General features: G+C 40.4%; 18 protein-coding genes and 1 tRNA gene. 10 read left to right on the plus strand and 9 right to left on the minus strand.

What is annotated here, in order from left to right:
• Positions 1-49: 49 nt before the first annotated feature.
• The 3 genes from ACE01R_RS07235 to epmB are packed head-to-tail and all read right to left on the minus strand — an operon-like array spanning position 50 to position 4921.
• Positions 50-2164 carry an EAL domain-containing protein gene (locus ACE01R_RS07235; RefSeq protein WP_395550005.1) on the minus strand — a complete coding sequence of 705 codons (2115 nt, stop codon included), beginning with the start codon at positions 2162-2164 and terminating at the stop codon, positions 50-52.
• Entirely contained in the window at positions 2146-3891 is a 1746-nt protein-coding gene (locus tag ACE01R_RS07240) for a GTPase (protein ID WP_395550007.1), read from the minus strand. Before ACE01R_RS07240 ends, ACE01R_RS07235 begins: the two co-directional genes overlap by 19 nt.
• Positions 3892-3904: 13 nt before the next feature.
• A complete protein-coding gene (epmB, locus tag ACE01R_RS07245; protein ID WP_395550015.1) occupies positions 3905-4921 on the minus strand; it encodes an EF-P beta-lysylation protein EpmB in 1017 nt (338 codons plus the stop codon).
• Positions 4922-4991: 70 nt separating this feature from the next.
• Here epmB and efp point away from each other — a divergent pair, with 70 nt between their 5' ends.
• The 10 genes from efp to ACE01R_RS07295 all read left to right on the plus strand — a co-directional run bounded on the left by efp (position 4992) and on the right by ACE01R_RS07295 (position 14978).
• Positions 4992-5561: an elongation factor P gene (gene efp, locus ACE01R_RS07250; protein ID WP_086195645.1), complete on the plus strand. Its 570-nt coding sequence runs from the start codon at positions 4992-4994 to the stop codon at positions 5559-5561.
• Positions 5562-5734: 173 nt separating this feature from the next.
• On the plus strand, positions 5735-7828 hold the full coding sequence (locus ACE01R_RS07255; RefSeq protein ID WP_395550016.1) for a carbon starvation CstA family protein: 2094 nt from the start codon (positions 5735-5737) through the stop codon (positions 7826-7828).
• Positions 7825-8127 carry a YbdD/YjiX family protein gene (locus tag ACE01R_RS07260; RefSeq protein WP_395550017.1) on the plus strand — a complete coding sequence of 101 codons (303 nt, stop codon included), beginning with the start codon at positions 7825-7827 and terminating at the stop codon, positions 8125-8127. Before ACE01R_RS07255 ends, ACE01R_RS07260 begins: the two co-directional genes overlap by 4 nt.
• 145 nt (positions 8128-8272) lie before the next feature.
• Positions 8273-9178 carry an AAA family ATPase gene (locus ACE01R_RS07265; protein ID WP_395550033.1) on the plus strand — a complete coding sequence of 302 codons (906 nt, stop codon included), beginning with the start codon at positions 8273-8275 and terminating at the stop codon, positions 9176-9178.
• A gap of 24 nt (positions 9179-9202) precedes the next feature.
• Positions 9203-10108 carry a DUF58 domain-containing protein gene (locus tag ACE01R_RS07270; RefSeq protein WP_395550034.1) on the plus strand — a complete coding sequence of 302 codons (906 nt, stop codon included), beginning with the start codon at positions 9203-9205 and terminating at the stop codon, positions 10106-10108.
• 3 nt (positions 10109-10111) lie between these two features.
• Entirely contained in the window at positions 10112-12121 is a 2010-nt protein-coding gene (locus tag ACE01R_RS07275) for a transglutaminaseTgpA domain-containing protein (RefSeq protein ID WP_395550035.1), read from the plus strand.
• Between the two features lie 31 nt (positions 12122-12152).
• Positions 12153-12229: transfer RNA gene (locus ACE01R_RS07280), tRNA-Val, on the plus strand.
• A 175-nt stretch (positions 12230-12404) separates the two neighbouring features.
• Entirely contained in the window at positions 12405-13415 is a 1011-nt protein-coding gene (locus ACE01R_RS07285; RefSeq protein WP_395550018.1) for a tyrosine-type recombinase/integrase, read from the plus strand.
• A 642-nt stretch (positions 13416-14057) separates the two neighbouring features.
• The gene (locus ACE01R_RS07290; protein ID WP_395550019.1) at positions 14058-14726 is read left to right on the plus strand and encodes a DUF4760 domain-containing protein; all 669 of its coding nucleotides are present in this window, start codon (positions 14058-14060) and stop codon (positions 14724-14726) included.
• Between the two features lie 54 nt (positions 14727-14780).
• Positions 14781-14978: a DUF2158 domain-containing protein gene (locus ACE01R_RS07295; protein ID WP_395550020.1), complete on the plus strand. Its 198-nt coding sequence runs from the start codon at positions 14781-14783 to the stop codon at positions 14976-14978.
• 69 nt (positions 14979-15047) lie between these two features.
• Here the strand turns inward: ACE01R_RS07295 and ACE01R_RS07300 are convergent, their stop codons facing one another.
• From ACE01R_RS07300 to ACE01R_RS07325, 6 genes are all read right to left on the minus strand, one after another.
• Positions 15048-15332, minus strand: a complete 285-nt coding sequence (locus tag ACE01R_RS07300; protein ID WP_395550021.1) for a hypothetical protein — start codon at positions 15330-15332, stop codon at positions 15048-15050.
• Positions 15332-15532, minus strand: coding sequence for a hypothetical protein (locus ACE01R_RS07305; RefSeq protein ID WP_395550022.1), 201 nt, complete (start codon positions 15530-15532; stop codon positions 15332-15334). The genes ACE01R_RS07300 and ACE01R_RS07305 overlap by 1 nt, the downstream gene beginning before the upstream one ends.
• A complete protein-coding gene (locus ACE01R_RS07310; RefSeq protein WP_395550023.1) occupies positions 15529-16293 on the minus strand; it encodes a hypothetical protein in 765 nt (254 codons plus the stop codon). Before ACE01R_RS07310 ends, ACE01R_RS07305 begins: the two co-directional genes overlap by 4 nt.
• Positions 16290-16661, minus strand: a complete 372-nt coding sequence (locus ACE01R_RS07315) for a hypothetical protein (RefSeq protein WP_395550024.1) — start codon at positions 16659-16661, stop codon at positions 16290-16292. The genes ACE01R_RS07310 and ACE01R_RS07315 overlap by 4 nt, the downstream gene beginning before the upstream one ends.
• Positions 16661-16909, minus strand: coding sequence for a hypothetical protein (locus tag ACE01R_RS07320; protein WP_200224338.1), 249 nt, complete (start codon positions 16907-16909; stop codon positions 16661-16663). The genes ACE01R_RS07315 and ACE01R_RS07320 overlap by 1 nt, the downstream gene beginning before the upstream one ends.
• A partial coding sequence (locus ACE01R_RS07325) for a hypothetical protein (protein ID WP_395550025.1) occupies positions 16909-17298 on the minus strand: 390 nt, incomplete at its 5' end. The genes ACE01R_RS07320 and ACE01R_RS07325, both read right to left, overlap by 1 nt.

Raw genomic sequence — 17298 nt, forward strand, 5'->3', positions numbered from 1 at the left:
TTATGTCCGTCATTTCATCAATGACTCAATTCCAGACGTAGTACAAGACCTATTGGTCTTGTACATCAATCAAATGATCCAGTTTTTTCTGGAAATAATCGCCCTGAATAAAACGTGCATCAACGTTCCATGCATTTGCAAACAGGGTCATGTCATTGAGATCACGCAGCATGATTTCACCAGGTTTGATTTCCTGGAAGGAGCTCAGCTTTTCCTGTAATTCCTGTGTTGATTTTTCTGCCTGCAGCATTTTGGTCAAGTTCGGATGTAAAGTTAAACAATTCACATCAAGTTGACGTAACATCGACTCGCTATAAATGGTATTACCAAAGTCTCGAAGAGAGACTTGAGCACCAAATTGACGTAACTGGGCAATATGCTTTTGGGCATCTGAAATATTTTGACTAATATCTTCTTCCGAAAATTGTAAAATTAACGGATGCTTCAATTTACTGCGAACAATGGTAATGAGTTTGGAAATAAATTCCGGGAAGGTTCGGTCGTGTAAGAGAACTGCTTTATTCAGATTGACGATCAATCTTGCTTCAGGATATTGAGTAATGAAATTATGGAGTTGTTTACATGATTCTACTAATATCCAGCGATCCAGTTTAATCGATAATTCAGGATCTTCTGCAAGTTCTCTTAACCCGGCCAAATCTTTCCAGGCATTTTCATAAATAAAGCCGCTGGTGACTTCATAGGTGTATAGATTAGTATCTTGCTTATCGTAAAGTTGCTGATACTTAAGATGAATTTCACCACGATCCAGACTTTGTTGCAACGCTCTAAGTAGTGCTGCTTCAGGCGAACTAGGGGCTGTCTTAATTTCTGGTTGCTGCAGCTCAATAGTTGGAATGTCTAACGGAGTGTTCAATTCAAGTGCTGGAGTTCGCTGATTTTCCGGTAAAGCAGTTTTATAGGCTGTAGTAATAAATTGTTCAAAATGTTTTTCGTCGCGTATTTCAGTATCTAACAGGGTATAACCAATTCTGAGATTAAGCGGATAAGAACTTTGATGAATTGACAATAATTGCGGTTTTTTCAGCGAGCTTAAACCGATAAGTTTGGACTCTAACTTAGCTTTGGACTCAGCTTGGAACAAAGCAACGTAAATTCCGGAACTCATTTCAAATAAGGGAACATGAGTTTGTTCTTTTAAAAATTCCTTGATATTGCTGAAATAATTTTTGAAAGTATCCCAGTCACCTTCAAAAATGCTGTCCGGGCAAGAAGTCAAAGAAAATAGAACCAGTGCATTAATATCAGAAGGTTGTTGAGTAATTGTACGATTAATCAACTGATAAGTATTAGGCTTTTGCGCATCGACTGTTACTGATGTCTTTTGACCGGATGCCGAAGATTCAATATCAACGGTAATCTGTACAGCATCTTCTTCATCCGTAGATGGCAAAAACTCAATTTTAAGCGGGTTGGGAATAGAAATTTGACTATTCAGGCTGTTGATTTCAAAACGGCCTAAGTCAAACTGACCTTGTGAAATTTTTTTAAAGCGTAGTTTAAAGTCATTTAAATCTTTAGGTTGAAGCAGATCCAGTAAGGGAAGTCCCACAATATCATCTTCATCCTTAAGTCCAAAAAGTGCTAAATATTCAGGATTTGCTTGAACATGAATACCTTCCTGAATAAGTGCAATCGCTTTGTTGCTCTCTTGAACTAAAGACTGGGCATGCGTTTGAGCTGTTTCTAGCTCTTCCATTAAATGTTGTTGTGTCAGGACCAAACGACTGAGTGATAGTGCACGTAAAAGACCAAGATAAAAACGATCTGGATAATCCAGATTAAGAATGTCATAGACGCCTTTACGAATATAAGCTGCGTATTGATCGGCTTGATAATCATCAGGTTTGAGCAGGATCATAGGAAGGTTCGGTTGCTTAGACAGGCGGATTAAGCTTAAAGCCTGTTCATATTTTAAGTCATACGCACGACCGAAAATAACCAGATCCCAAGGATGATGTAATTGTTTTTCGAAATTTTGTAAATCGTCCAGCAAGGTTGCATGTACGACATGTTCACTTGATGTTAAAAGGTCACGAATTTGGTTAAAACGTATTTGATTATCATCGATAATGAGTAAACGTGTTTCAGTACGTTTTAACTTTTTAGACAATAATGGATTTCTCACTTCAATGCTTCCCATAAATCGTGATTCTTGACTTCATTCGTTTGCTTATTAATAAAGTTTTTGATCAGGTTTTCTTGTTGCTCATTCAGTAACTCGAACTCAAAACGAATAAAACTTTGTGTAATGAGTTGTGCTTTTGTTAGATAAATTTTTATTTCTTCTTGTCCCAAGCGTAGATGAATGGTCTGTTTTTCTCTAAACATATGTGAACCAGACACTACCAGGCTGGTTGATACCTCATCAAGTTGGTTAGACTGAACAATCAGGGCAGGTTGGTAATTATTACTATGACGATCTGTCTTGATCATGACAGCACAAGGGAATAAATCTTGTGCCAATACTTCCAGTCCCAGTTCCAGGCTTTTGGCTGTGGACTGCTTGATCCAGCGGATCACACCGCCACGCCAAGGACTATGGGTATTTTCCTGAATGAGAATAAATTCGCCGGTTTTCAAATTCGAAGGAGCAGCGCCATTCCATTTAATTCTGTAACCATTGACACTGATGTCCAGAACTTCTGCTGGATAAATTTGTTTGGCTTCCCGGTCTAAGGTTTTTGCCGTAGTCATTTCAGCAGGAATATTTGAATTCATCGAATTAATAAAACTGCTTTCATTATGGAACTGGTAATTTGTATCTAAATCCAGAGTCTCATGAAAGTTTTTGCCCTTAGAGAGGTAAAAGTGTGCCACTGAAAGACTAAAACAGATTTGTAGTTGTGCAGAATATTCATAACGCTCATGACGACGTTCAGTATTGGTGGTCAGCAGGTTGTGAATATGGAAGTGCAGTGCCGGCGTTAAGAACAACTTTTCGTTACGCGATAGATAGCCCGATTTTTTGGTTTGGGTTTCTGACAGATGATCTAATAAATTTTGCGTTGAAATATAAATGGTCGGTTTATATAAACTGGCTTGATTGACATTAAAAACAGGTGGATAGTCTTTATTTGTATCAACAATATAGCGAGAAAGCGTGGTTTCTTTAGGTAACACATGAACCAGTTTGGCCCAGTCAAAACTGCATAAATATAAGCCTTGCATTTCAGAGGGCCGAATTTGATGCGTATTCAGAATTTCTAGCAACACCAGTTGTGAATAAGCCTGAGCAATGCTCTGTAAAGGATGCTGGGTATCTAAAATCTGGTTAATATTGGTTTGATAAAAATTATTTTTAATTGCACATTCCATTAACTGATGTGCAATCAACCATTGTCCAAATAAAGGTGTGCTATAGAGCAAATGTTGTTGATAAAGCAATAAAGACAATTGCTGCAAGGCATAATAAGTAGAAACGATTCTCGCAGTTTGCAAACTTTTCTTTTGGCTGAATGCAAATAGGGAAAACTTTTGCATGCTAAGCTGCGTGTTGCAGCGTTTTGAAATGTCGATATAAATTTTGGCAAAATGACTACGTAACAGCATCGCCAGTTCAATGATCTGGTCACTGCGGTCATTGGTAATGATTCCCTGATTGAAAAAATGCTTTTCCAGGCTGCCTAAAACATTATCCAGGGTCGGATGCAGGATTTTAATCAAGTCAAAACGCAACATTTCCGGACATTTAAGTTCTGATATTTCCAGCAATGCATTGAAAAGTTCTTTAGAAGAATTCCCCAGTTGAAGAATGGATAAATTGGATACCCAGTCTTGTAACCCCTTTGCATTTGTTGGGCAGAAGCTTAATTTTTCCAACTTTAACTCTGTTGGTGTTTGGAAGATATCTGAATTACTCATAAGCATCGTTATTATTAACTCAAAAAGTTGAAACCCCAAAAAGCGGTGTTTTATTTTTCTCGCCCGCTATTTCCCTAACGAGTTTAGGAACCAAATATCCTGGCAGGTTCTCTAAAACCTCTTTATATATAAGATTAATTTCTTCAGGACTTAAGTCAAAATGATGGGCACCTTTTACTTTATCTAATACATGTAAATAGTATGGCATCACACCCGCTTCAAACAGGCGGTAACTTAAATCCACTAATATCTGCGCAGAATTATTAACCCCTTTTAATAAAACTGCCTGATTCAGCACGGTAATTTGATGTTGAACCAACGCTGAAAGTTTGGCACAGGTAAAATCGTTCAGTTCAGCGGCATGATTTGAGTGTACCACTAGAATAATGCGCAGCCTACTGTTTTTTAATAGGGAAATCAGCTCTTCATCGACACGGTTGGGGATTACGACCGGAACCCGTGAATGAATTCTCAAAAATTTAATTTGCGGCATTGACTCAAGACGTTCAATCCACAGGGCAAGTTTTCGATTTGACAGGGTCAGCGGGTCGCCACCGCTCAAAATTACTTCGTTTATATCTGGTTGACCTTTAATATATTGTTTAATATTTAACCAGTCTTCGTTTTTTGGCAGGTTTTCTTGATAAGGAAAATGACGGCGAAAACAGTAACGACAATGAACTGCACATGCACCGGTTAAGGTGAGTAAAAAACGCGATTTATATTTATGTAAGACACCGGGCTGTTGATTGGCCTGTTCTTCACCTAAAGGATCGGTCACAAAACCAGGGTGATCTTCAAGTTCCAGATGATGGGGTAATACTTGTAACAGCAGGGGGTCAAGTGGGTCACCAATGCTCATTTTTCCGACGAACGCACGGGGAACACGCAACTTAAACTTTTCAGAAGCCAGGATTGCCCCTGATAATAATTGATCAGGCGAGAGCTGAAGTGTTTCAAGCAACTCTAAAGGGTCCGTAATCAGGTCACTCAGTTGAGATTGCCAGTTTTGCTCTTGATACAAATAGTTTATCATGCCAGATGTTAAAAATAATGCTAGTCTAGCATTAATAGATTTAAGTTAGTAAGTTTGGAGCGAGCCTTTCATGGCCAATTATTCTACAAATGACTTTAAGCAAGGCCTTAAAGTAATGCTTGACGGCAACCCATGTTCAATCATGGAAAATGAATATGTAAAACCTGGTAAGGGTCAAGCATTCAACCGTGTAAAACTTCGTAACCTTAAAACAGGTAAAGTTTTAGAAAAAACTTTTAAATCAGGCGACTCTTTAGAAGCAGCGGACATCGTAGAAGTAGAAATGAACTACTTATATAACGATGGTGAAATGTGGAACTTCATGGATCCAGAAACTTTTGAACAGATTACTGCGGACAAAACTGCAATGGGTGATGCTGCAAAATGGTTAAAAGACGATTCTAACGAACTTTGTACAATTATGTTATTCAATGGCGTTCCATTGACAGTAAGTGCGCCAAACTTCGTAGTATTGAAAATCGTGGAAACTGATCCAGGCGTACGTGGTGATACTTCTGGCGGCGGCGGCAAACCAGCTAAACTCGAAACTGGCGCTGTTGTTCGTGTACCATTATTCGTACAGCAAGAAGAAAGCGTTCGTGTAGATACTCGTACTGGTGACTATTTAGAACGTGCATAATGGTTTTAAAATAGACTATTATCGAAAGGGATGATCAAAATCATCCCTTTTTTTATGCCAAAGTATTACATGAAAAGCAAAATATGAGGAGTACAGTCGCAAAGGAAGAAACAGCAGTATACCGAACAATAAAAAATGAACGCTGATTTATGCATTAGATATGAGGGCTTTACATGGAAACAATTCAACCGAAGTTATCAATAACTTCTAAAATAGTGTGGCTTCTGGTGGCAGTTCTAGGTGCGGTGTCATTTGGGATACTTGCAATCAGCAGAGGTGAGCATGTCAATGCAGTTTGGCTGGTTTTAGCGGCCATCTGTGTCTACAGCATCGCTTATCGCTTCTATAGCTTATTTATTGCCAATAAAGTTTTTGAACTCAATGCAAGACGTTTAACCCCCGCTCACCGTCTGGCAGATGGTCTGGATTATGTGCCAACCAATAAATATGTTCTGTTTGGACACCACTTTGCAGCTATTGCGGGTGCCGGGCCTTTAGTCGGGCCAATTCTTGCCGCACAAATGGGCTACTTGCCTGGAACCATCTGGTTGCTGGTGGGTGTGGTGCTTGCAGGTGCCGTTCAGGACTTTTTAGTACTGTTTATTTCCACCCGTCGTGATGGTCGTTCACTCGGTGAAATGGCCAAGCAGGAGCTTGGCTCTTTTGCTGGTGTGATTGTGATGCTGGGTGCATTAGGTGTTATGATCATTATCCTGGCAGTGCTTGCTTTGGTGGTGGTAAAAGCCCTCACCAACAGTCCATGGGGCGTGTTCAGTATTGCGGCAACGATTCCAATTGCCTTGTTCATGGGCGTATATATGCGTTATATCCGTCCGGGCAAAATTGCTGAAGTTTCATTGATCGGTTTTGTACTGATGATGATGGCGATTGTGTATGGTGGCAATGTTGCTGCTGACCCTTATTGGGGGCCAATGTTTACTCTTTCAGGTACGCAACTGACCTGGTGTCTGATTGTGTATGGTTTCGTTGCTTCAGTCTTACCGGTTTGGTTACTGCTTGCGCCACGTGATTATCTTTCAACATTCTTGAAGATTGGTGTGATTGCAGGCCTTGCAGTCGGTATCATGGTGGCACTGCCTGAAATGAAGATGCCTGCTGTCACGCACTTTATTGATGGTACTGGTCCTGTCTTTGCCGGCTCAATGTTCCCGTTCCTGTTTATTACCATTGCCTGCGGTGCCATTTCAGGTTTCCATGCTTTGGTGTCTTCAGGTACATCACCGAAACTGGTCAATAACGAAGTTGATATTCGGATGATCGGCTATGGTGGCATGTTGATGGAATCATTTGTTGCTGTGATGGCAATGATTTGTGCGACCATTTTAGAGCCGGGTATTTATTTTGCGATTAATGCGCCAGCAGCTGTATTGGGTACTACTGTTGAAAGCGCGGCAGAAGCGGTGCGTACTTTAGGCTTTGTGGTCACTCCTGAAAGTTTGAGCTTACTTGCTCAGGAAGTAGGTGAAAGTTCAATTCTTTCACGTACCGGTGGTGCACCAACATTTGCGATTGGTATGGCACACATTATTACGGAAATTTTCAACAACCGTTCCATGATGGCATTCTGGTATCACTTCGCGATTCTGTTTGAAGCATTGTTCATTTTAACTGCGGTAGATGCGGGTACACGTGCTTGCCGTTTCATGGTTCAGGATACTGTCGGTATCGTGATTCCTGCGTTGAAAAAATCGCACAATTTCTTTGGTAATCTGTTTGGAACTGCAGTAGCTGTTGCAGGTTGGGGTTTCTTCGTGTACCAGGGTGTAGTCGATCCGCTCGGCGGTATTAACAGCTTATGGCCTCTATTTGGTATTGGTAACCAAATGCTGGCTGCAATGGCACTGATTTTGGGTACTGTCATTTTGTTCAAAATGAAAAAAGAGAAATATGTTTGGATTACTATTTTTCCAACCATTTTCTTATTTATTACCTGTATGACTGCAGGTTGGCAAAAGATTTTCCATGAAAATCCAAAAATCGGTTTCCTGGCACAAGCTAACCGTTTTTCTGATGCAATTGCACGTGGAGAAATCTTAAAACCAGCTAAAGATATTGCGGAAATGCAAACCATTGTGTTCTCCAATCAGATTAATGCAGTACTGTGCGGTTTCTTTATGATTGTGGCGGTTGTGATGTTATTTGCTGCCGTTGGTGTGATTCGCCGTGCATTGGCTAATCCAAATCCAAGCGTGCAAGAATCAGAAGCCATTTACAGTGATGAGATTGGTACAGGAGAGGTGAAATGAGTCTAAAAGATCAAATTCGCCAAAAACTGGCTGTGGGTAAAATCATCAAGTTTACGGTACTGGCTCAACCGAAAAAGCTTTTGATGCTGAATGGCATTAAAACCATTCAATTGATTTGGCAACGTCTACAGCAAAGCTTTCGCCTGATGGTCGGTGTACCAGATTATCAGACCTATTTGGAGCATATGGAAAAAAATCATCCAGACCTGGTTCCAATGGATGCAAAAACATTTTACCGTCACTGCGTGGATGCACGTTATCCAAGCGCAGGCGGTGGAATGAAAAAATGTCCTTGTTAAACTGTTTGTCAGAAATCTTTTGATTTCTTTGGAAAAAGAACAAAACGGTGTATGTTAATCATGCACCGTTTTTTATTGAGGAAAGAGTGTGATTTGGGGTACGAATAAAGTTCAAAAACAAGAACTCACGCCAGCGCAGCAAGAGCTGAATTTTCAGGTGGAATCTTATGCTGCAAAAATTCAGGCATTCTTGGCTCAAATCAATCGCATTATTTTAGATAAGGAACATCAAACCAAACTGGCTTTGTGTTGTTTGCTGTCTGGCGGGCATGTGCTGTTTGAAGATTTGCCGGGTCTGGGGAAAACCACATTGTCCAGTGCTTTATCGCATATTGCCGGATTGAAGTTTCAGCGTATTCAGTTTACCAATGACATGCTCGCCAGTGATGTGATTGGGGTGAACATGTTTAATCAAAAAGAGCATCAGTTTGAGTTTAAGCGTGGGCCAATTTTTACCCAAATTTTGCTGGCTGATGAAATTAACCGCTGTAGTCCCAAAACGCAAAGTGCTTTACTGGAAGCCATGGAAGAAGGTCTGGTGACGGTAGATGGGGTGCGTTATGATTTGCCGCAACCGTTCTGGGTCATTGCTACCCAAAACCCGCTGTTCCAGAGTGGAACCTATAGCCTGCCCGAATCCCAGCTAGACCGTTTTTTGATGCGTTTGTCCCTGGGCTATCCATCGCGTTCTGCAGAAAAACTGTTATTACAGCAAGATTCCCGTTATGCTTTGATTGCGACATTGCAGCACGTCTTTAATGAAGATGAAATTTTGACAATTCAGCAGTTAGTGACACAGGTTCATATTGCCGATGGGGTGCTGGATTATCTGCTGGATCTGGCTGCCGAGACCCGTAAAAGCTCGCATGGCTTATCGACCCGTGGATTATTGGCTTTGAAAAAAGCTGCTCAAGCGCATGCCTTTATTGAACAGCGTAGTTATGTGACTCCAGATGATGTGCAAGCAGTGTTTGCTGCCGTGGTGTCGCATCGTATTGGCCTAAGTGAAGCAGAAACCTTGCAGCTGATGCAGCAAGTCCATATCAGCTAAAGGGTGATTCACTTGACTACACCTTTGACCCGGCCGTGGCAAAAATGGCTAGCGAAACGCTTCCAGTTTAAAAAAATCAAACAGCTCTCACAAAAGGATATTTTGATTTTTATTTATCAGCAAGGTTACTTGTATCTGATATTGATCTTGCTGACCTTCATTGCTGGGGTGAATTATGCCAATAACCTGATTTTGGGTTTCTGCTTTCTGGTCAGTGCCATCTTATGTATCAGTTTTTATTTAACTTTTAAACAGTTGCATGGCCTCAAGGTTGAAGTTTCAGTCAATGAAGTTGGTCAGGCTGGGCATCAGCTTGATTTGCAATTACATTTCCAGCAAGCGCAGAAGCAGCCGCGTTATTTATGGGTTAAAACCAGTCAGCATCTGGAAAAAATCTTCATTTCCGAATTGAAGCAAAACATGACCTTATCTTTTTTTACTGAAAAAAGAGGACAGTTTGATTATCCAACCATTCAGGTATATTCAGTTTATCCGTTTGGACTAGTGCGTGCCTGGACCTATTTTTATTTAAAAGAATATTCATGGGTGGCACCCAAAGCTGCCTTTTATAATGCGGAAAATAAGCAGCATCAGCACAGTTTTGAACCAGATATGGACGAGTTTCGTGAACTGCGTAATTTCAAGGCGGGGGATAGCTTGCAGGCTGTTTCATGGAAGCAGGCAGCACGCGGACAAGGTTTATATATCAAGGTATTTGAGCAGCACAATGAGCAGCTGAATATTGAAATTCATTATCACAATATGCCGAGTACTCAGCATGAAGAAAAATTAAGTCTAATGATGGGTTTAATTGAACAATGTGAGCAAATGCAGTGTGCATATGCGGTGTTTTTACCGCAAGCCGAATTGGCTGTAGGCTTGGGTAACAGTCAGTTATTACAGGCCAAAAAACTTTTGGCGCAGGCTTAAATGATGATTCATACACAGATCAGAACCTCGATACTGATGACCCTGTCATTGATACTTATGGCACAGGTTGTTTTTAATCCGTTGATATTGAGCCTTATTTTTGCCCTCATCATCCTTTTTTTATTTTATAGCTTAAAAGATCAGTCCAAGACTTTATCCAGAATGTGGACTTTTCTCCTGACTTTAGTTGCCTTGGCTGCAATTTATTTTAACTATCAAACTTTTATTGGTATAGAAGCTGGCGTTGCCATTTTATCGACTTTCTTATTTTCCAAGGCCTTGGAAAGTAAGAATAAACGTGATGTCATTATCCTGTTTAATTTTGCCATGTTTGTTAGTGCCAGTTCATTCTTGTATAGCCAGTCGATCTGGATGGCACTGATGGTGGTGCTCTGTTTACTCAGCTGCCTGATTGGCCTGTATCGTTTACAAACCCACGAATTTAGACAATTGCAAAATCAATCCACCACATTGCAAAGTGATGCAAAACATGTGGGTAAATTCCTGATTCTGGCTTTGCCTTTTTTTATCTTGCTGTTTGTATTTTTCCCGCGTTTGCCACCGCTTGGGGTGATTCCTATTCCGGTACAAAAAAGTGTTACCGGGATGAGTGACAGCATGTCACCAGGCGATATTGCCGAGTTGTCACAGTCGACCAGTCTGGCATTTCGAATTGTTGGTGATATGAACCAATTGCCAAGCCGCAATGATTTGTATTGGCGAGCGATGGTTTTAGATCAGTATGATGGTAAAACCTGGACCAGCAGTTTTGTCAATGAAAAACCGATCGCAATTCAAAATCTAAACAACAGCAAATACAGTTTTGACTATCAGTATTTAGCGGCTGATCCTCATGTGATGTGGGTGATGGGACTCGAACAATCACGACCATTACAACAGAACTATCAATTAAAACAGGATGGCCGCATTACCCCAGTACGACAAATTTTGCAAAATCAGCCGATTACACTGCAATGGCTGGGCAATGCTCAGCCGCAAGAAAATGCTTTATACAAGACAAGATTACTGGAACAGATCAATACCAAAATTCCAGAGCGTCTAGATGAACAATCACGCCAGTTTGCATTCGATATGTTCAGGCAGAGCGGACAGCAACCCGAACGCTATGTCAGCAATATTTTACAGTGGTACAGAAATCATGACTTTGCCTATACCTTGAATCCTGGATTATTGGGAGAAAACCGGATAGATGAATTCCTGTTTCAATCACGTCGTGGTTTTTGTGAGCATTATGCCTCTAGCTTTGCCTTGCTTATGCGTTATGTCGGCATACCTGCACGTGTAGTGGTGGGTTATCAGGGTGGACAACTTGCTCCTGATCGAGCCAGCTGGGAGGTGCGACAGCTCGATTCACATGCATGGACCGAAGTCTTATTGCATGGAAAATGGCAAAGAATCGATCCTACAGCGATTATTGCACCACAACGCATAGATGGGGGAATGCAAAATTATATTGAAAGTGATCGCAGTATTTTGGGCAATAAAGAACAGAAATGGAGATATCGCCAGTTTGCAGTGATGAAAAACCTGCGAATCTGGAGTGACTATGCGAGTTATCAATGGCAAAGCAAGGTGGTGGGCTATGATGCCGAAAAGCAGCAAGGCTGGTTGTCCAAGCTGGGTATTAAAAATGCTTATGCCAGCAGTATCATCATGTTATTGAGTATTCTGCTGGTGGTGGCAGTTTATTTTATCTGGATTTTTTATCGAAACAGTCGGTCGGTTTCAGCTTATGAGCGTGCCATTCAACAATTTTCCAAACAATTGGAACTCAGCTTGCGCAAGCAGCCTGCAGAAACTTTTTATAGCTGGATGCTTCGTTTGGCTGAACGGGCAGAACAGGATCAGCAACAGATATTTACTCAAACAGCACAGCATTATCAGCAACAGCACTATTCTTTAATGCAAAATCATCAGCAAATAAAGCAATTTAGAAAAATGCTTAAAACATGTGCAAATGCTTTAAAAAATAATAGAAAGAGCTTGTCTTAAAAAATAAAAGTGAATATGATTCACAACACTTAGGTGTATAGCTCAGTTGGTTAGAGCGCTACGTTGACATCGTAGAGGTCAGCAGTTCGAGTCTGCTTATACCTACCAATATTCTAAACGTTATGTTATAAGGGTTTTAAGCGAAAACAGTAGCTTAAAGCCCTTTTTTATTGTCTTGAATAATGTACATCGTTATCTGCACTATCTTTATAATCGCTACTTTTTGCCGATAATGCAGTTTAATTTAGACCAAGATTAGACCAAGATTTTTGAGTTTAGACCCATGAAATTACCTAAGCCGATCAAGCGCGGTGAAAGCTATCGAATAAAAATTATGATTGCGGGAAAAACATATTCTGCAACTCGCGATACCACAAAAGAATGCGAGCAGTGGGCTGCACAAAAATTACTTGAGTCAAAGGCAAATCAGCTGGCTGAAGATCAGGGGATAAAACAACACTATCCCTTTAAAACACTTTTTCATAAATATTATGACGAGCAGGGCCGGAAGCTTCGCGGATCCAAATACGTCAAAGAACAGTTAGGTCCTTTTGATGAGAAATTTGGTGCGCTGGCAGATATGTCCATTCATGACATTACACCAAAACATTTAACCACCTGGCGTAATAAGCGATTAAAAGAAGTTGGTGCAAATACAGTGCTGCGTGAAATTGCGCTGTACTCATCAGTTTTTAGCTATGCAGTAAAAGAGCTATTTCTATTGGATAACAATCCATGGATGGGGATTAAGAAGCCCGCCAAGCCTAAGGCACGTAATCGCCGTATCCGTGATGATGAGATTGATTTAATTATTGAAGGGTTAGGGTATAGGCATGGCCAGGTGCCAACACTTCCTGAACATTATGTTGCCTGGGCATTCTTATTCGCATTAGAAACAGCAATGCGCCGTGGTGAAATCCTTGGCATTAAAATGTCTGAAATTTATGATCGGCATGTGCATTTACCAAAAACCAAAAATGGTGATGCTCGTAATGTTCCGCTGACAAAAAAAGCTTTGGCTTTACTGGATCTGATCAATCATGAAGGGGATAAGCTGATTCCCCAGAATGAGAATGCCTTCAGATTAATGTGGGAGCGCCGTAAAGCAAAAGTAGGACTGGCAGATATTCATTTCCATGATACACGCCATGAGGCTATTACCCGCTTTGTGAATAACCAAAAATTACCGGTAGAAGTTCTAGCCAAGGTGACAGGGCATAAAAATATTAAAGTTCTGGTGAATACTTACTATAACCCGGATGTTGAAGATATTGCTGATATGATGGATGCGTAAAAAAGCCCTCATAAGAGGGCTTATCGCATTTTAATTGATTAATAAAATCTGCGTGATTCTTTGTATGATATGTAATTGAGTTCGTTATAACACATATAGCATCCCACTATTGTAGGAATAAAATAGGCTATACAGATCCCAATTTGAAACCACAAAATATGCTCAAAGAAGTATTGTTTAAATGGTGGGAGAAGCGTAATTAATGCTGTCAAAATAGAATTCGAAAAATATAAGAATATAATCGAAATAAACACACCCAATAAACCAACTCCTATTGCTTTTGCTCTTCCGCTCAGAAAGAAATTAACTACCCCAACAAATATGGTACCCAATAAATCCATAATAAAACTCCTAATTATTAGTTGTTTATTGGTATCGTATAATTATTATTCAAGTCAATTCAAATAATAATCTGCGCGACAACACATAACGCACTAATTTCATACAAAATCTTGACTTTTTTGGCAGGTAGGAGTATTGACGCATTATTCCATATAGCATAATATTCATTTACAGACCCTGATATCAAAAGATATTAAGGGTTTTTGTGTCATAGAAGGGGTAGATAGATGATTAAACTTATGAATTATAAAAATATTGCATTTATTCTAGGATCTCTTTTAATAGCTTTTGAGGGCTGGGATGATTAAAAATCATCATGTGCTTCCGCTATTAAAAATCTTAACTTCAATAATTGTTGTCCTAATTGCAATAGTCCTATGTCTGATTGCTAATCCGATCTATGTGTTTTTAAAAGTTGGTACTTGGGCAACCTCTGATTGGTTCCTATTTATACAAACTTTAGTTTTTGCACTATCCGCATTAATTGCATATTCAACAATCACATCTTCACGGACCACATCACGGGAAAGGTCTACTCTTGATACAATTCTCGATGATAATAAAGATGTAGTTCTTTATGAAGCGAAAGTAGCATTATTTGCTTTCGCTCATTCACCAGAGAAATATTTTGAGAAGCTTGAGGATGCTGATAGTACAAGGAAAACTTTAGCACAAATCTGTGAAGTAGATGATGTTGACTTGAGTGCTAATGAGCATAATATTAAAAAGAAAATGTTGTTGGTTTTAAATAGGCATGAATTTTATGCTATTGGTATCAACAATAAGCTTTTTGATGAAAAGCTCTTTAAGCGTATGCATTGTTCAAATGTTTTAAAATTGTGGGACAATGTTAATCCCGCCGTTACTCAGTTGCGCGCAAAGTCTAAAAAAGACACCTTATTTAAAGATCTAGAATCATTAGCAACAAGATGGAAAGCTGAACCCCTTAAATCCGAAGATATTAAATAGCTATTATCTTTATTTTAGGTTTACTTAAGTTTTTTAAGAGTTAAGAGGTGAAAAATGAGCGAGATTTCTACTGGTGATGTAGTCTATTTAAGATCTGGAAGCCCAGCAATGACTGTTGCTTCAAAGCCTAATGCATTAGGAATTGTAAAATGCGTTTGGTTTGTGGGAACTAAAGCAGATTTTATTGAGGTTAACACGTCAGCACTTACCAAGGACAAGCCTAAATTAGAAAATAAATCTGATGTGGAATAATTAAACTTTAAAGTAATTAAAATTGATAGTTAATAAAAAGCCCTCTATCGAGGGCATATATTTTAACTGCTAATTCTTCCTCGCCCGACCGCGCTTTGCCACAGGCCGGGCAGTCAAAATCAAATTCGCCTGCTCTGGATCATAAAGGCATTTGCCACGAGTACCTTTGTTGATCTCTGCGCAGCGATCACGGACCGCATCAACACTAATTCCATACTGCTGAGCCAATTCAGAAGCAGATACCAATTTTGGGCTTACATCCTTGATCGATACGATCTTTGCACCGCCAACCTCAGAGCCTACAAATAGCTGAGGCGCTTCACCGTGTACGGTGATTTGAAAAACTCCCATCATCACACCTCCCGCAAACTTTTCAAAACCTCAAAAGGCAATTTCACATCAACACTGGCTTCATCGTTTCGAGCAATGTAATCATCAACAATGTGATAAAGCAGCTCGGTTTCTTCACTGTTGAATTGAGTGCCAGTACCGCCAATTTTTCGAGCTGCCAATGATTCGCGGATGTCTTTGGCTTGTTCTAGTTTTTCAGTCATTGGCTGGCTCCTTCAATAACCTTAAATTCAATAACCCACACCCACGGATTAGCCACCCATGAATCAGCGCCATACACGGATTGCCATAACGACATAAAACTATCTTTGGCTGTATCACGATAAGCGCGTTCATTGTTTTGATAGCCTTTCCATATCGTACGATTGGCTCTGGTGTATCCATCATCCACTGGGACATAATCAGGCACAGAAACAGGCTTTAAACCTTCAGCAATGGCATCTGCTTCAGAAATATCATTCAGGCGTTCTACTCGGATATTGGTAATTTCCAGGACTAAACGAGATGCAGAACGTGGCATATGGATTGATGGCTTCCATTTAAGGCCAAAATCCTTCCGCAACTCATCTGAGTGGCTACCTCGTGGGCAATTTGCCCCATAAGCATATCTTTGGAGTTTTCCGTTTAAATCTCGATGTTCTACCCCTGTGCCACTTAAATCCATAAAAGTTTCACGAACCCAAAGCTGATCACCGACATTGAATTCACTAAACGGGGTTTTATAAGTTGCATCAGCCGACCAACCGCTAGCGCAATTCTTAAACCCTTTTGGATTGTCGTAACAACGCAAAATTGCATGTTTAGCATCAGTGTCAGCGGTTACTTCACCTCGCTTAAAATACTCAACTGCATCAGGTTGACGACGCATAATTCGGCGTGTCTGAGTCTTATTGCCTGAAAGAATAGCTTTAACCATTTCAGAATTAAAAAGGATAGGGCGCTCAGTTTTGGTATTTTTATTCATCCCTTTTGCTCCTGTGCTTCGATCACTGGATCATTATTCAATACAGACCAGTGAGTGATTAATTCCTGAATGAATGCCGTTCCATCCTCCGCACTTGAGAATCCATAAGGTGACTCCCAATCTGCTGCAAGTTGCTCACCATTAATGAAAATTTGATACCGACCATCGATGCGTGGTGACTGCTTTTCATATTCGATCCATTCCGGCACCGCTTGGGCTTTGGCTGCTTGCCAACCTGTCCATAACGTATTTGTGTAAGCCCCTCCATACAAAGCATCGGCTGGGCAATAAATTGATGGCATGTGCGTTATGCGGTGGTGCTCTAAATACCACTGTTCAAAAGCCTCTCTTTCTTTTTGAATATCCATCACGCCACCTTTCTACTATCAAGCCATTCTTTAAACTCAGAACGAGTTAACACATTAGGGTTGCCAAGCAGTTGCTCTACACTGAGATGAGCAGGGCGCAGGCAATTGCGATACACATCATCCCGATAAACAACCCCATCACAACCTAAGTAATAAAAACGAGCCGTGGATAAGCTAACGTGTGAGAAAAATCCGCTTGATTTGACTTTCTTGGTACGCTTAACACGCTGTTTATTTGTTAATCCCATCACGCCACCTCAACTTTCAAAACGTACTTTTTACCGCCACTGGTAAACTCAACCGATTCACCTTTTCCAAGCAGGTAATGCCCAATGGCTTCCAAATTTTTAAGACTCAAGCCTGTTTTGGCTCTTGCTCTGCGGCGGTCACATTCAAGACAGATATTTGATTTCACAGATCGCTCGGAAGTACCACATGATCTGCATGGGGCAACCGGTTTATAGCTTTTTAAACCTTGCTTTTCAGCACGTGTACGCAAAATGTGGTTTTGGTGACTGTTAGGACGCTCAGCACTTTGCAAAACAGTATCTGCATTGCAGTAATTAAACTCAGCTTTATTGGTATTTACAGCCGGCTTAATCTGGCCACCATTCGCTACAAATTTTGCAACAGCTTC

Source organism: Acinetobacter sp. BSP-28 (assembly GCF_044130285.1).
Taxonomy (GTDB): Bacteria; Pseudomonadota; Gammaproteobacteria; order Pseudomonadales; family Moraxellaceae; genus Acinetobacter.